Origin of the sequence: Bradyrhizobium sp. CCBAU 51765, from assembly GCF_015291725.1 — a bacterium.
GTDB lineage: Bacteria > Pseudomonadota > Alphaproteobacteria > Rhizobiales > Xanthobacteraceae > Bradyrhizobium > Bradyrhizobium liaoningense.
This window is the reverse complement of the sequence record NZ_CP030038.1, coordinates 7,688,494-7,703,170: the sequence shown is the minus strand read 5'-3', so window position 1 is coordinate 7,703,170 and position 14,677 is coordinate 7,688,494. Positions and strand designations below refer to the sequence as shown.

13 protein-coding genes are annotated in these 14,677 nt (G+C 64.1%); 8 read left to right on the top strand and 5 right to left on the bottom strand.

What is annotated here, in order from left to right:
- Positions 1-25 precede the first annotated feature (25 nt).
- Complete coding sequence (locus XH96_RS35695) at positions 26-883, bottom strand: prephenate dehydratase (RefSeq protein ID WP_194389980.1); 858 nt, start codon at positions 881-883, stop codon at positions 26-28.
- Between the two features lie 21 nt (positions 884-904).
- Positions 905-1,645 (bottom strand): 3-deoxy-manno-octulosonate cytidylyltransferase, encoded by a 741-nt coding sequence (locus XH96_RS35690; RefSeq protein WP_194389979.1) that lies wholly within the window; start codon positions 1,643-1,645, stop codon positions 905-907.
- A gap of 234 nt (positions 1,646-1,879) precedes the next feature.
- On the opposite strand from XH96_RS35690, the gene XH96_RS35685 reads away from it, so the two are divergent.
- The 6 genes from XH96_RS35685 (at position 1,880) to XH96_RS35660 (ending at position 10,381) form a co-directional block, all read left to right on the top strand.
- Entirely contained in the window at positions 1,880-2,434 is a 555-nt protein-coding gene (locus tag XH96_RS35685) for a cytochrome c family protein (protein WP_194389978.1), read from the top strand.
- Between the two features lie 212 nt (positions 2,435-2,646).
- Entirely contained in the window at positions 2,647-4,548 is a 1,902-nt protein-coding gene (locus tag XH96_RS35680) for an extracellular solute-binding protein (RefSeq protein WP_194389977.1), read from the top strand.
- A 14-nt stretch (positions 4,549-4,562) separates the two neighbouring features.
- A complete protein-coding gene (locus XH96_RS35675) occupies positions 4,563-6,446 on the top strand; it encodes an extracellular solute-binding protein (RefSeq protein ID WP_194389976.1) in 1,884 nt (627 codons plus the stop codon).
- A gap of 2 nt (positions 6,447-6,448) precedes the next feature.
- A complete protein-coding gene (locus XH96_RS35670) occupies positions 6,449-7,558 on the top strand; it encodes a microcin C ABC transporter permease YejB (protein ID WP_194389975.1) in 1,110 nt (369 codons plus the stop codon).
- Positions 7,558-8,739 carry an ABC transporter permease gene (locus XH96_RS35665; RefSeq protein WP_194389974.1) on the top strand — a complete coding sequence of 394 codons (1,182 nt, stop codon included), beginning with the start codon at positions 7,558-7,560 and terminating at the stop codon, positions 8,737-8,739. Before XH96_RS35670 ends, XH96_RS35665 begins: the two co-directional genes overlap by 1 nt.
- A gap of 4 nt (positions 8,740-8,743) precedes the next feature.
- On the top strand, positions 8,744-10,381 hold the full coding sequence (locus XH96_RS35660; RefSeq protein WP_194389973.1) for an ABC transporter ATP-binding protein: 1,638 nt from the start codon (positions 8,744-8,746) through the stop codon (positions 10,379-10,381).
- Between the two features lie 116 nt (positions 10,382-10,497).
- Here the strand turns inward: XH96_RS35660 and XH96_RS35655 are convergent, their stop codons facing one another.
- From XH96_RS35655 to XH96_RS35645, 3 genes are all read right to left on the bottom strand, one after another.
- The gene (locus XH96_RS35655) at positions 10,498-10,824 is read right to left on the bottom strand and encodes a BA14K family protein (RefSeq protein WP_194389972.1); all 327 of its coding nucleotides are present in this window, start codon (positions 10,822-10,824) and stop codon (positions 10,498-10,500) included.
- A 178-nt stretch (positions 10,825-11,002) separates the two neighbouring features.
- Complete coding sequence (locus XH96_RS35650) at positions 11,003-11,857, bottom strand: NlpC/P60 family protein (RefSeq protein WP_194389971.1); 855 nt, start codon at positions 11,855-11,857, stop codon at positions 11,003-11,005.
- Complete coding sequence (locus XH96_RS35645) at positions 11,850-13,223, bottom strand: M17 family metallopeptidase (RefSeq protein ID WP_194389970.1); 1,374 nt, start codon at positions 13,221-13,223, stop codon at positions 11,850-11,852. Before XH96_RS35645 ends, XH96_RS35650 begins: the two co-directional genes overlap by 8 nt.
- A 197-nt stretch (positions 13,224-13,420) precedes the next feature.
- Between XH96_RS35645 and XH96_RS35640 the strand changes: the two genes are divergently transcribed.
- Positions 13,421-13,624: a hypothetical protein gene (locus XH96_RS35640; RefSeq protein ID WP_028177287.1), complete on the top strand. Its 204-nt coding sequence runs from the start codon at positions 13,421-13,423 to the stop codon at positions 13,622-13,624.
- Positions 13,625-13,830: 206 nt separating this feature from the next.
- Positions 13,831-14,658 (top strand): tetratricopeptide repeat protein, encoded by an 828-nt coding sequence (locus tag XH96_RS35635; protein ID WP_194389969.1) that lies wholly within the window; start codon positions 13,831-13,833, stop codon positions 14,656-14,658.
- Positions 14,659-14,677: the final 19 nt, after the last annotated feature.

Genomic DNA, 14,677 nt, shown 5'->3' with positions numbered 1-14,677 from the left:
CTGCGCGCGCCCCGGAACGACGCTATCAGTCCTGCGTCTCGCTGAACGTCGCGCGAAACGGATGTCCCGGATACACGCCGACGATGCGGAATTCGCGCGAGAAGAATTTCAGCTCCTCGATCGCGAAGGCGAGACCCTTGTCGTCGGGGTGACCGTCGACGTCGGCATAGAATTGCGTGGCGAAGAAGTTGCCGTCGACCATGTAGCTCTCGAGCTTGGTCATGTTGACGCCGTTGGTCGCAAAGCCGCCAAGCGCCTTGTAGAGTGCGGCCGGCAAATTGCGCACCCGGAACACAAAAGTGGTGACCAGCGGGCCCGCGCCCTGGGGCGCCCATTTCGGCTCGCGTGCCAGCACCACGAAGCGGGTGGTGTTGTGCGCCTCGTCCTCGATGTCCTCGGCGAGAATGTCGAGGCCGTAGATCTTTGCGGCGAGGCGCGAGGCGATCGCGGCCACGGTCTTGTCCTTGCGCTCGGAGATGTCGCGGGCGCTGCCGGCGGTGTCGGCGTGCACGATCGGCTTGATGCCGAGCTTGCGGATGATGCGGCGGCACTGGCCAAGCGCGTGCACATGGCTCTCGACGCTCTTGATGTCTTCGATCTTGGTGCCCTTGACCGCCATCAGCTGGTGCCGGACCGGCAAGAACCATTCGCCGATGATGAAGAGGCCCGACGCCGGCAGCAAATGATGGATGTCGGCGACGCGGCCGGCGACCGAGTTCTCGATCGGGATCATGCCGAGCTCGGCTTCGCCCGAGGAGATCGCCGAGAGCGCGTCCTCGAAGGTGGCGCAGGGCATCGGTTCGGCCTCGGGATAGGCCTCGGCGATGGCGATGTGGGAATTTGCTCCGGGTTCGCCCTGGAATGCGATCTTCATCTTGCTCATGATCGGCCTTGTAACAGCGGCTCAGGATTTGGAAAGGATGCTGCGCGCAGTTTCGAGGTCCGCCGGCGTATCGACCCCGCGGGGCACGGTATCGACGATGGTGAAATCGATGCGCATTCCGGCCTCGAGCGCCCGGAGCTGCTCGAGCTTCTCCTGCAATTCCAGCGGAGACGGCGGAAGCGAGACGTAGCGCTCCAGCGCGGCGCGGCGAAAGGCATAGAGGCCGATATGGTGGTAACGTGGTCCGTCGCCGGTCGGGGCGGTCGCGCGGGTGAAATAAAGTGCGCGCATCCGCCTGCCGCCAACCGAGGTTCCGATCGCCTTCACCACGCTTGGGGCGAGATCCTCTTCCTCGGTGTGGATCTGCGAGGCCAGCGTCGCGATGTCCACGGCCGGGTCTTGCAGCGGCGGCAGCACCTCGCGGATGTTGTCGATCGTAATGGTCGGAAAATCCCCCTGAACATTGACCACGATCTCAGCCTTGCCCTCGGGATCGAGCTTCTGCATGGCTTCGTGGATGCGGTCGGAGCCCGACGGGTGGTCGGAGCGGGTCATCACGGCCTCGCCGCCATGGGCGGTGACGACCGAGGCAATCTCCGGCGTGTCGGTGGCCACCGCGACCCGGCCGATGGCGGCGGCTTCGGCCCGGCGCAGCACATGCACGATCATCGGCAATCCCGCGATGTCGGCGAGCGGCTTGCCGGGCAGGCGGGTGGCGGCCATGCGGGCCGGGATCAGCACCAGGATGCGGGGATCGATCATTGGGTTCAAAGGTCTGGGGTCAAGAGCCTGGGAACGGGGCGTTTTCCGCGCCGAGAAATGGGGTGGGGACGGGCTGAAAGCCGGCTCGCTTATACGGGTTGCCAGACCCCGGGCAAACCGATATCTCAATGGCAAAACTCGGGGAAACAATAAGGAATGTTTTGATTCTCCCGAGGCTCGTCCTGGCGGCCGCTTGGGCCGCTGTTTCCTTCTTGCGGTGGGGCCTGGCCGGAAATGGACTCTTTCGAACTCAACAAGATTCTCGGTGCCGTGCTCGGCACCTGTCTCTTTCTGCTGGTGACGAGCTTCACCGCGAGTGCGCTGTTCTCCCCCAAGATGCCGGAAAAGCCGGGCTTTGAAATCGCTGTGAAGGAAGATGCCGGCCATGGCAAGGAAGGCGCCGCTGCGGCCGCACCGTCCGAGCCGATCGAGAAGCTGCTCCAGACCGCCTCCGTCGAGAAGGGCGCGGCGGCCGCCAAGAAGTGCGGCGCCTGCCACACGTTCGAGAAGGGTGGCCCGAATCGGGTCGGTCCGAACCTCTATGGCGTCGTCGGCGAGCCAAAGGGCCAGGGCCGTGGTGGCTTCAACTTCTCGGCCGCGATGAAGGGCAAGGGCGGCAACTGGACGTTCGACGACCTCAACAAGTTCATCGCCAATCCGAAGGGCTTCATTCCCGGCACCGCGATGGGCTTCGCCGGCATCCAGAAGGATTCCGAACGCGCCGACGTTATCGCCTATCTGAACACGCTGTCGGAGCATCCGCAGCCGCTGCCGACGGCCTCCAAATAAGGCCGCCGGAGCGCATCTTGGAATGAGCGGCCAGGCTGAAATGCCTGGCCGTTTGCTTATCCAGGCCTCGCGGCCAGTTTATCGGGGCGTTTGGCCGCATCCGATCGGCCGCCCGGCCTCCAAGATGAGGAAAAAGCAACACATATTCGGTCGAAACCTCGTCTATATTAGGAACTTAAAGGAGTAGCCTCCTTCAAGACAGGGATGTTGATTTGGCCATCACCCGACGCGATCTTCTGCTCACCGGCACTGCGGCCGCAGCGCTTCCCGTCCTCGGTTCCGTGGCGGGCGTTCCCGTCGTCGGCGCGGCCGAGGCGCAGTCTTCCAATGAGCTGCCTTGGCGCCATGCGCTGTCCCTGTTCGGAAAGGTCAAGTACCCCGCCGACTTCAAGCGCTTCGACTACGTCAATCCGGACGCGCCCAAAGGCGGCGTCGCGCGCCAGATCGCCGTCGGCACATTCGACAATTTTAACATTGTGGTCTCAGGGGTGAAGGGGCAGGTCGCCGGTGCCGTCGCCTTCATCTACGAATCCCTTACCACGCCCTCGCTTGACGAGGTCTCGACCGAATACGGCGCGCTGGCCGAAGCGGTCAGCCACCCGGACGATTTCTCCTTCGTCATTTATCGTTTGCGGCCGCAGGCGAAATGGCATGACGGCAAGTCCGTCACGCCGGAGGATGTGATCTTCTCGCTCGATTCCTTCAAGAAGCACCATCCGATGTATTCGGCGTACTACAGCCATGTGGTGAAGGCCGAGAAGGTCGGCGAGCGCGAGGTGAAGTTCGTATTCGACGCGCCGGGCAATCGCGAATTGCCGCAGATCGTGGGACAGCTTACGGTCTTGCCGAAGCATTGGTGGGAGGGGACCGACGCGCAGGGCCGCAAGCGCGATGTCTCCGCCACCACGCTCGAAGTGCCGCTCGGTTCGGGCCCCTACAGGGTCAAGGAGTTCGTCGCAGGACGGTCGATCGCGCTGGAGCGCGTCAAGGATTATTGGGGCCGCGACCTCCCCGCCAATGTTGGCCGCAACAATTTCGACGAGCTGCGCTACGAATATTTCCGAGACGCCACGGTCGCGATCGAGGCCTTCAAAGCCGATCAGGTCGATTGGCGCACCGAGAACAGCGCCAAGAGCTGGGCGACGGCCTACGACTTCCCGGCCGTGAGCGAAAAGCGCGTGATCCTAGAGGAATTCGTCAATCGCAGCTCGGGCGTGATGCAGGCTTTCGTGCCGAACCTGCGACGCGCCAAATTCAGCGACCCCCGCGTGCGTCGTGCGCTCAATTACGCCTTCGACTTCGAGGAGATGAACAAGCAAATCTTCTTTGGTCAGTACAAGCGTATCAGCAGCTATTTCGACGGCATCGAGGAGCTCATGGCGACCGGCTTGCCGCAGGGCAAGGAGCTCGAGATCCTCGAAACCGTCCGCGCCCAGGTCCCGCCCGAGGTCTTCACGACGCCCTACAGCAATCCGGTTGGCGGCAGCCCGGAGGCCGTCCGGGAAAATCTTCGCGAGGCGCTGCGTCTGTTCAAGGAGGCTGGCTATGAGGTGCGCGACCGCAAGCTGATCGACGTCAAGACCGGCACCCAGTTTTCGCTGGAGTTGCTGAACCAGGATCCGAGCTTCGAGCGGATCACGCTGTTCTACAAGCCGTCGCTTGAGCGGCTCGGCATTGCCGTCAGCGTGCGGACAGTCGATCCGACCCAGTACGAGAACAGGACCCGCGAGTGGGATTTCGACGTCGTCACCAATTCATGGGGCGAGTCTCAGTCGCCGGGTAATGAGCAGCGCGAGTTCTGGTCGTCCAAGACGGCCGACATCGCCGGGTCGCGCAACATCGCCGGCATCAAGAATCCCGCGATCGACAAGCTGATCGAACGGGTCATCTACGCCACCGATCGCGACGACCTGGTGGCCGCAACAAAGGCGCTGGACCGGGTGCTGCTGTGGAATCACTATGTCGTGCCGCAGTGGACCTACAACAAGGTGCGTACCGCGCGCTGGGATCGCTTCGGCCGGCCGGCGGAATTGCCCAGATATGGTCAGTCCGGTTTCCCGTTTATCTGGTGGTACGACGCAGACAAGGCGGCGCGGATCGCAAAGAAGTCGTGAAGGACATTCCCCGCATGACGCAGATGTCACGCCGCCATGTGCTGGCCTTGGGTGTTGGCGGCGCCCTCGGGGCGTCCATTGGTGCGCCGTTGCGCAGTGCGTGTGCATCGGAAGCGGGGACCGATGCGCACGGCATCTCTGCGTTCGGCGATCTCAAATATCCCGCCGATTTCCACCATTTCGACTACGTCAATCCGTCCGCGCCGAAGGGCGGCACGTTCTCGCTCATCCCATCGACGAGGTCGTATAACCAGTCCTACCAGACCTTCAACTCGCTCAACGCCTACATCCTCAAGGGCGATGGCGCGCAAGGCATGGACATGACGTTTTCGCCGCTGATGGTGCGCGGCAGCGACGAGCCGGACGCGATGTACGGACTTGCCGCAAAATCCGTGCAGATATCGCCGGACAGGCTGGTCTATCGCTTCACGATGCGGCCGGAGGCGAAATTCCACGACGGCACCAAGCTCACCGCCCACGACGCGGCGTTCTCGCTGACGACGTTGAAGGCCAAGGGCCACCCGCTGATCATCGTGCAGATGCGTGACTTCGTGAACGCGGAAGCCATCGACGACGCGACGCTCGTCGTCACCTTCGCCAAGGGACGCGCCCGCGACGTGCCGCTCTATGTCGCCGGACTGCCGATCTTCTCGAAGGCCTATTATGCGTCCAGGCCGTTCGATGAATCGACACTGGATATTCCGCTCGGCTCCGGTCCGTACAAGGTCGGCAGGTTCGAGGTCAATCGCTACATCGAATTCGAGCGGGTCAAGGACTGGTGGGCCGCCGATCTGCCGGTTTGCCGCGGCAGCTACAATTTCGATGTCGTGCGCTACGAGTTCTATCGCGACCGCGACGTCGCTTTCGAAGGTTTCACCGGCAAGAGCTATCTCTATCGCGAAGAGTTCACCTCGCGCATCTGGGCGACGCGCTATGACTTTCCGGCGGTGAAGGATGGCCGCGTCAAGATGGAGGTCGTGCCCGATGACACTCCGTCCGGAGCGCAAGGCTGGTTCATCAACACGCGACGCGAGAAATTCAAGGATCCTCGCGTGCGCGAGGCCCTGATCGACGCTTTCGATTTCGAATGGACCAACAAGACCATCATGTACGGCGCCTATGCCCGTACGGTGTCGCCATTCCAGAACTCGGACCTCATGGCAGGCAACACGCCGCCTTCGCCGGAAGAGCTGAAATTGCTGGAGCCGTTTCGTGGCCAGGTTCCGGACGACGTTTTCACCGCACCGTTCACGCCTCCGGTCACGGACGGCTCCGGGCAGGACCGCAGCCTGTTGCGCAAGGCGCAGCAACTGCTGAGCGAGGCGGGTGTGCCGATCAAGGACGGCAAGCGGATGCTGCCGAATGGCGAGGTGTTCAAGATCGAGTTCCTGTTGGATGAGCCTTCCTTCCAGCCGCATCATGCGCCCTACATCAAGAATCTCGCGACGCTCGGTATCGAAGCGAACGTGCGCCTCGTCGATGCGGTGCAATACAGGGCGCGTCAGGACGACTTCGATTTCGACATGACGATCCAGCGCTTCAGCATGTCCGCGACGCCGGGCGACGCCATGCGCTCGTTCTTCTCCTCGCAGGTCGCCAATACCAAGGGCTCGTACAATCTCGCGGGCATCGCCAACCCGGCCATCGACGCCATGATCGAAAAAATCATGGCGGCTGACAGCCGCGAAGAGCTGACCGTCGCCTGCCGCGCTTTCGATCGGCTGTTCCGCGCCGGCCGCTATTGGGTGCCGCAATGGTACAACAAGACGCACCGGCTGGCCTATTGGGACCAGTTCGGCCATCCGCAGAAGCTGCCGCGCTATGCCAACGGCGTCGGCGCGCCGGACATCTGGTGGCATGAACCCGCCAAGGCGGCCAAGCTCGAGCAGGCAAAATAGCCATGAGCGCCTATATCGCCCGCCGGATCCTCCTGATGATCCCGACGCTGCTGGGAATCCTGTTCGTCTCCTTCGTCGTGGTGCAGTTCGCGCCGGGCGGCCCGGTCGAGCGCGTCATCGCCCAGCTCTCGGGCGCCGACACCGGCGGTACCTCGCGCATCTCTGGCGGCAGCGATTTTGCCCAGCGCGCGCCTGGGCAGGTCGGCGCCGGCGGCGATGCCATCAACTCGAAATACCGCGGCGCGCAGGGGCTCGACCCCGATTTCATCAAGAAGCTGGAGGTGCAGTTCGGATTCGACAAGCCGGCACCGGAACGCTTCGCGCTGATGGTTTGGAATTTCGCCCGTTTCGATTTCGGCAAGAGCTATTTTCGCGACGTCAGCGTGATCCAGCTGATCAAGGAGAAGCTACCGGTCTCGATCTCGCTGGGGATCTGGCTGACGCTGATCACCTATCTGATCTCGATCCCGCTCGGCATCCGCAAGGCGATCAAGGACGGCACCCGCTTCGACACCTGGACGTCGACGGTGCTTGTGCTCGGCTATGCCATTCCCGGCTTCCTGTTCGCGATCCTCCTCATCATCCTGTTTGCCGGCGGCTCGTTCTTCAACTGGTTTCCGCTGCGCGGGCTGACCTCGGACGGCTGGTCGCAGTTTCCCTGGTATTGGAAGATCATCGACTATTTCTGGCATCTGACGCTGCCACTGATCGCCATGGGGCTCGGCGCGTTCACCACCATGACATTCCTGACCAAGAACTCGTTTCTTGACGAGATCCGCAAGCAATACGTCATGACCGCGCGCGCCAAGGGGTGCAGCGAAAACCGGGTGCTGTACGGCCATGTCTTCCGCAACGCGATGTTGATCGTGATCGCCGGCTTCCCCGGGACTTTCATCCACGCCTTCTTTTCAGGCTCGCTTCTGATCGAGACCATCTTCTCGCTGGACGGGCTGGGGCTGCTCAGCTTCGAGAGCGTGCTCAACCGCGATTATCCCGTCGTGTTCGGCACGCTTTACATCTTTTCGCTGGTCGGTCTCGTGATCAACCTGATCTCCGACCTGACCTATATGTGGATCGACCCCCGGATCGATTTTGAGGCGCGGGAGGTCTGATGACGCTGGCCGCCCCAACGACGCCGATTGAAACCACGGCGAAATCTCCGCTCGGCGATTCGGTGCCCATCACGCGAAAGCCGTTCGCGCCTTCGCCGCTCAACAGGCGGCGCTGGCAGAACTTCAAGGCCAACCGCCGCGGCTACTGGTCGTTCTGGCTCTTCATCGGCCTGTTCGTGGTGTCGCTGTTCGCCGAGCTGATCGCCAACGATCGGCCCTTCCTGATCAAGTTCGACGGCCGGCTCTATTGGCCCGCCTTCGTGACCTATTCGGAAACGACCTTCGGCGGCGATTTCGAGACGGCGGCCGACTATCGCGATCCCTACTTGCAGAAGCTCATCAAGGACAAGAACGGCACAATCGTCTGGCCCCTGATCCGCTATTCCTACGATACTCACAATCTCGACTTGCCGACGCCAGCGCCGTCGCCGCCAACCTGGATGTTGACGGAGAAGCAGTGCCAGCCGGTGGTAGAGAAGAAGGGACTGAAGAGCTGCCGCGATCTCGAATATAACTGGCTCGGCACCGACGATCAGGGCCGCGACGTGGTGGCGCGGCTGATCTACGGCTTCCGCATCTCGGTGCTGTTCGGACTTTGTCTCACGATCGTCTCGTCCGTCATCGGCATCGCGGCGGGGGCGGTGCAGGGCTACTTCGGCGGGCGGGTCGACCTCATCTTCCAGCGCTTCATCGAGATCTGGACGGCGATTCCCTCGCTCTACCTTCTCTTGATCCTGTCCTCGGTCCTCGTGCCCGGCTTCTTCGTGCTGCTCGGAATCCTGCTGCTGTTCTCCTGGGTCTCGCTGGTCGGTCTGGTGCGGGCCGAGTTCCTGCGCGGGCGCAACTTCGAATACATCCAGGCGGCGCGGGCGCTTGGCGTCTCCAACCCGGTCATCATGTTCCGTCACCTGCTGCCGAACGCGATGGTCGCGACCATGACGTTCCTGCCCTTTATCGTGTCGAGTTCGGTGATGACGCTGACGGCGCTCGATTTCCTGGGCTTCGGCCTGCCGCCGGGATCGCCTTCGCTGGGCGAATTGCTGTCGCAGGCCAAGTCCAATGTGCAGGCGCCGTGGCTCGGCTTCTCCGGCTTCTTCTCGGTTGCGATCATGCTGTCGCTGTTGATCTTCATCGGCGAGGCCGTGCGCGACGCCTTTGATCCGCGCAAGACGTTCAGGTAGGGCCATGGACGCAATCAACCAGCCCCTGCTCAGCGTGCGCGACCTTTCGGTGGCCTTCCACCAGGGCGGCGCCACCACGCTCGCGGTCGACAAGGTCTCGTTCCAGATCAAGCGCGGCGAATGCGTGGCGCTGGTCGGCGAGTCCGGCTCCGGCAAGTCGGTCAGCGCGCTCTCGATCCTGAAGCTGTTGCCCTATCCGAACGCGTCGCACCCCTCGGGCAGCATCCGCTTCAAGGGACAGGAGCTGATCGACCGGTCCGAGCAGAAGATGCGCGAGATTCGCGGCAGCGACATCTCCATCATCTTCCAGGAGCCGATGACCTCGCTCAATCCGCTGCACACGATCGAGGCGCAGATCGGCGAGATCATCCAGCTGCACAATCCCACCAGCAATGCCGAGGCGCGCAGGCGGACGCTGGAACTGCTGACGCAGGTCGGCATTCCCGAGCCCGAGACGCGGCTGAAGAGCTATCCGCACCAGCTTTCCGGCGGCCAGCGCCAGCGCGTGATGATCGCGATGGCGCTCGCCAACGAGCCGGACCTTCTGATCGCGGACGAGCCGACGACGGCGCTCGACGTCACCGTGCAGGCGCAGATCCTGGCACTGCTCGCCGAGATCCGTTCGCGGCTCGGGATGAGCCTGCTGTTCATCACCCACGATCTCGGCATCGTTCGCCGCATCGCCGACATCGTCTGCGTCATGAAGGGTGGCGTGGTCGTCGAGCAGGGACCGGTCGAGCAGGTCTTCAAGACCCCGAAGCATCCCTATACGCGCGACCTGCTCGCGGCCGAGCCGAAGCCGGATCCGGCACCGCCGCAGCCGGATGCGCCCGTCGTGATGTCGGCCGATGATCTCAAGGTCTGGTTTCCGATCAAGCGCGGCCTGATGCGCAAGACGGTCGGCCACATCAAGGCGGTCGATGGCGTCAGCGTCGCCGTGCGCAAGGGCGAGACGCTCGGGGTCGTCGGCGAATCAGGCTCGGGCAAGACCACGCTGGGTCTCGCCCTGCTGCGGCTGATCTCCTCGGACGGGCGCATCGTGTTCCTGGGCAAGGACATCCAGGGCCTGCGCTTCAAGGAGATGCGGCCGTTCCGGCGCGACATGCAGATCGTGTTCCAGGATCCGTTCGGCTCGCTCAGCCCGCGCATGTCGGTGGCCGACATCATCGCCGAAGGTCTTTCCGTGCATCAGCCGAAGCTGTCGCGCGAGGAGCGCGAGGTGCGCGTCGTCAAGGCGCTGGAGGATGTCGGGCTCAATCCGGATACGCGCTTCCGCTATCCGCATGAATTCTCCGGCGGCCAGCGCCAGCGCATCAGCATCGCGCGCGCGGTGGTGCTGGAGCCGGATTTCGTCGTGCTGGACGAGCCGACCAGCGCGCTCGACATGCTGTTCCAGGCGCAGATGGTCGACCTCTTGCGCGAGCTCCAGCGCAAGCGCGATCTCACCTACATGTTCATCTCGCACGATCTGCGCGTCGTCGCCTCGCTCGCCAGCCATCTCATCGTGATGCGCGGCGGCAAGGTGGTCGAGGAAGGCCAGGCCGCCGAGCTGTTCAAGAATCCGAAGACGGATTATACGCGCGCGCTGTTCGCGGCCGCGTTCCGGCTGGAGACGGCCGGGAATGGCTCGGTCGCGACGTAGCTGTCGTCATTCCTGGGACTGCGATCTGTCCGTCCGGGGGCGAAGGCGAAATGTTCGGCAAGATTCGAGGCGTCGCCTCAAATCCTGCCGGGAATGCAGGCCCGCAATTCACGGCGTTACCTGCAGAGATGGTGGCGACGGTCTCGACCGATGTAGGTGCCCGTTGCGGGATCGTAGGATCGGTAGCGCTCCGCGCAAGCACGTGAGGCGGCGCCGTCAATGCGAGCCAGGGCGTTGTCCACGCTCCGCGAAGGAGCCGCGCCATCCGGCAACTCGAGGCCTATCCGACCTGCCGGCGTCAGTGTGCCATTCAGGTTGCGATTGGGGTACTCGGCCTCGTACGTATCCGGATGGCTGCCTGCAAAGCCGGATTGCGCGTAGGCGGTGCTTAAGGTCAGGCTCGACAGCAAGATCGCGGCAGCGAGTGTCTTAAGTCCAGTCATAGTCGATCTCCATCACCAGCCGGCGCGTCGTGCAGCCGGCGCGGTGAGATGTGGATCGACATGGTGCGGTCAACAAGCTCGTTGTGAGCCATACTTGCTGCCCGGCCCAATGCTGTCGTTCAAACACAGAAAGCGTCGTGTGTTTGTGGAACGAGAGGCAGTGGTCGAAGCAGGCCCGCTAGAGTCGCTTGATCGCGGTGACCTCGCTGCCGGCCTGCCTGATCCGCGCAATCGCGGGTTCGATCGGTTCGACCACGGTCGCCATGTGATAGGCATTGGCGTGAACCATGGTGCTGGCATCTCGGACGATGGCGACATGGCCCTTCCAAAAGATCAGATCGCCGCGCAGCAAGCTGCCTCGCTCATGAGGCTCCAGCGTGCGGCCGAGTCCGGCCAGCTGCATGTCGCTATCGCGCGGACAGCCAATGCCTGCGGCGGTCAGCGAGACCTGCACGAGGCCCGAGCAGTCGATGCCGAGGCTGCTCTTGCCGCCCCACAGGTAGGGCGTCCCGACGAAGCGCTCGGCCACCGACACGAAATCTGCCTCGCGATGATCGAGCGGGACGAGATGCGTCCCCGGTAGAAATCTCCCGTCGCGCGTCACGGCGAAAGAGCCATCCTCACGCGCCACGGCAATCTTCGAACCCATCACGAACGTGTCGCCCGGCGGCAGCTTGATCGAGGGACCGGGGAACGCGAACGTTCGCAGCGCGCCCACCTTGTGCGTCGGCGCGGCCGTCGGTTTCACGAGCGCCGCGTCGGGAAGCCAGCCGACATAGCCGTCGCCATTGAGCTGGCCCCAGGCCCACCCCTCGCCGTTGCGGTCGTAGACCGTGACGCGTTCGCCGCGCAGCGCTTCCGTCATCAGCATGGCGTTCGAGGACGGCTGCTCGCGCACCGGTGCGATCGCCTCGACCACCTCGAATTCCTCCCCGGTGACGAAGCGATCTGCCTCAACCTTGCCTTCGAGATATTTGGCGGCGAGGTCGCCCCGCGCCGGCGTCAGCCGTGGATCATGCTTTGGATCATGCATAGCGCTCGCTCAGCAGTGTGTAGAGGGCGCGAGCGGCCTGGCACTCGCCGCCTTCGGGCCGCGCCGGCTTCGCCGACGGCGTCCAGCCGTAGATGTCGACATGCAGCCAGCTCGCGGCGTGCTCGACGAAGCGTTGCAGGAACAGCGCGCAAGTGATCGAGCCGGCGAAGCCGCCGGACGGCGCATTGGTGATGGTGGCCGTCTTGGAGTCCAGCCAGGCGTCGTAAGGCGGCCACAGCGGCATGCGCCACAACGGATCGTTCTCCTTCGCCGCGCAGCGCGCGACGTCGGCGGCCAGCGTCTCATCGTTGGTGTAGAAGGGCGGCAAATCCGGCCCCAGCGCGACGCGCGCCGCGCCGGTCAGCGTGCCCAGATCGATCAGCAGCTCGGGCTTCTCCTCGTCTGCCAGCGCCAGCGCGTCGGCGAGGACGAGCCGGCCTTCCGCGTCGGTATTGCCGATCTCGACTGTGATGCCCTTGCGCGAGGTGAAGATATCGAGCGGGCGGAAGGCGTTGCCGGCGACCGCGTTCTCCACGGCCGGAATCAGCACGCGCAGCCGCACCTTCAGCTTCGCGTCCATCACCATGCGTGCGAGCGCGAGCACGTTGGCGGCACCACCCATGTCCTTCTTCATGATCAGCATGCCGCTCGACGGCTTCAGGTCCAGTCCGCCGGTGTCGAAACACACGCCCTTGCCGACCAGCGTCACCTTGGGATGATCAGGATCGCCCCAGCCGATGTCGATCAGCCGCGGCGGACGGCTGGAGGCCATGCCGACGGCATGGATCAGCGGGAAATTCGTCTTCAGATCGTCGCCGACGGTGCAGGCGAAGCTCGCGCCGAACTCGGTTGCGAGCGCTTGCGCGGCTGCGGCGAGTTCCGCCGGGCCCATGTCGTTGGACGGCGTGTTGATGAGGTCGCGCGCCAGCATTGCGGCATCGGCGATCCGCTCGATCTCGGCCGCGTCGACACCGTCAGGCGGCACCAGCCGGACCTCCGGGCGATCGGCCTTGCGGTAGCGGGCGAAGCGGTAGCACCCCAGTGCGAAGGCGAGCGCCGCCAGCCGCGGATCGTGCGGCGCGTTGGCAAAGCGATAGGCTCCCGGCGGCAACAGGCCGGGCAGGGCCCCGGGACGGAACAGGTCGCGCGATCTTGCACCCTCATCCTCGAGGCCGAACAGCACCTGAGCAATCGTCCCGTCCGGCGCGGGAAGTGCCAGATAGCCGCCCGGCTTTGCGGCAAAGGCGCTTGCGGCGGCGAACTGGCGCTGCGCCGGCGGCAGCGTCTCGGCAGTCTGATCCCAGCTCGACTTGGTGACGAAAGTGATCGGGATGGCGGTGGGCGACGTCTCGAAGACAGAGGGCATTGGCGGGTCCGGATCGTCAGATCAAGCGGGGTCATGCGAACTGACGAGACTTCGCAGAGTTTCGGCGCCGCTGCAATCGGCATTGCCGTCACCGGTCAGCGAACTGCGCCGCGCCGCAAGGCCATGCTAGGTTCGGGGGCGGCCGTCAGATGTGGAGATCGGAGGCGACCGACCAGGAAGCGCCGGGAGGAAATGCGATGGAATTTGTGTGGAGCGTGGTCACATTCGTCGGCCAGGCCGTCGAGGCGATTTTTGGCTATATCGAACATCACCATTGGATCTTCGCGTTCCTTGCCGGCGGCTACGTCTTCTATCTCCACGACCGCTCCGTCCACGCGCGGTTCGATGCGCTCGACAAGCGCATCGACGAAATCCGCAGGCGGCTCGCCATCGAATATTGACCGGGTGAGAGGACGCCGTCCTCGGGCGGATCTCGTATCTCGCGCCGGGAGCTACGGTTTGGAAGGGGACGGCCCCGCGCCTTTACGAGCGCTGCGGTCGTGATGCCGCCGCGAGAGGCCAGAGGGCGTCGTTAACCGGCCGTTAGGGTTAACATTCTATTGCTGGCGCGTTCGGCTCGATCAAGCGGCTCCAGAATCAAGGCTTCATGCGTCAACGGATCAGTCTTGCCCGGCTTCTTGCCTCGACGTCGCTGATCGCAGCGGTGGCCATGGGCCTCGGCGGCTGCACGGCCATGTCGAAACTCTCCGACGTGACGGGCTCGGTCGGCCCCCGGGCGGAGGCGGCTCCCGCCGACCGCGCGTCCACCGATCCGGCGCGGGCCGTCGACGCCTATGGCCAGCGCTACCGCGCCAATCCCAAGGATGCCGACGCCGCACTCGCCTACGGACAGGCCTTGCGCGCCAACGGCCAGCGCGCCCAGGCCGCCGCCGTGCTCGAGCAGGCGACCATCGCCAATCCCGGCAACAAGGCGCTGCTCGCCCAGTACGGCCGCGCACTCGCCGACAACGGCAATTTCCAGCAGGCTTACGACGTCCTGTCGAAGGCGCACTCGCCCGACAATCCGGACTGGCGCCTGCTTTCGGTGCAGGGCACGGCGCTGGACCAGATGGGCCGTCATGAGGAGGCGCGATCCTACTACGCGAGCGCGCTCAAGATCGCACCGGGTGATCCCGGCGTGCTCTCCAATCTCGGCCTGTCCTACATGTTGTCGCGAGAGCTGCCGAAAGCCGAAGAGGCGCTGCGGCAGGCCTATGCCTCGCCGCGTGCGAGCGCGCGGGTGCGGCAGAACCTCGCCCTGGTTGTCGGTCTCCAGGGCCGCTTCGCGGAAGCGGAGACCATCGTGAAGGCGGACCTGCCACCGGACCAGGCCGCCGCCAATGTCGCCTATCTCAGGGACATGCTCAGCCGCAGCGACGCCCCGCACGGTGCACCAAAGCGGACGCCGGTTGCTTCGCTCAGCCAGCCCGACTGATCAGATCCGATCGCCCGAT

What these genes read in the sequence shown, in the direction of transcription:
- XH96_RS35645 (WP_194389970.1), bottom strand. Translation starts at nt 13,223, where the DNA reads ATGCCCTCTGTCTTCGAGACGTCGCCCACCGCCATCCCGATCACTTTC.
- XH96_RS35660 (WP_194389973.1), top strand. Translation starts at nt 8,744, where the DNA reads ATGGACGCAATCAACCAGCCCCTGCTCAGCGTGCGCGACCTTTCGGTG.
- XH96_RS35635 (WP_194389969.1), top strand. Translation starts at nt 13,831, where the DNA reads ATGCGTCAACGGATCAGTCTTGCCCGGCTTCTTGCCTCGACGTCGCTG.
- XH96_RS35685 (WP_194389978.1), top strand. Translation starts at nt 1,880, where the DNA reads ATGGACTCTTTCGAACTCAACAAGATTCTCGGTGCCGTGCTCGGCACC.
- XH96_RS35695 (WP_194389980.1), bottom strand. Translation starts at nt 883, where the DNA reads ATGAGCAAGATGAAGATCGCATTCCAGGGCGAACCCGGAGCAAATTCC.
- XH96_RS35650 (WP_194389971.1), bottom strand. Translation starts at nt 11,857, where the DNA reads ATGCATGATCCAAAGCATGATCCACGGCTGACGCCGGCGCGGGGCGAC.
- XH96_RS35670 (WP_194389975.1), top strand. Translation starts at nt 6,449, where the DNA reads ATGAGCGCCTATATCGCCCGCCGGATCCTCCTGATGATCCCGACGCTG.
- XH96_RS35640 (WP_028177287.1), top strand. Translation starts at nt 13,421, where the DNA reads ATGGAATTTGTGTGGAGCGTGGTCACATTCGTCGGCCAGGCCGTCGAG.
- XH96_RS35665 (WP_194389974.1), top strand. Translation starts at nt 7,558, where the DNA reads ATGACGCTGGCCGCCCCAACGACGCCGATTGAAACCACGGCGAAATCT.
- XH96_RS35690 (WP_194389979.1), bottom strand. Translation starts at nt 1,645, where the DNA reads ATGATCGATCCCCGCATCCTGGTGCTGATCCCGGCCCGCATGGCCGCC.
- XH96_RS35655 (WP_194389972.1), bottom strand. Translation starts at nt 10,824, where the DNA reads ATGACTGGACTTAAGACACTCGCTGCCGCGATCTTGCTGTCGAGCCTG.
- XH96_RS35675 (WP_194389976.1), top strand. Translation starts at nt 4,563, where the DNA reads ATGACGCAGATGTCACGCCGCCATGTGCTGGCCTTGGGTGTTGGCGGC.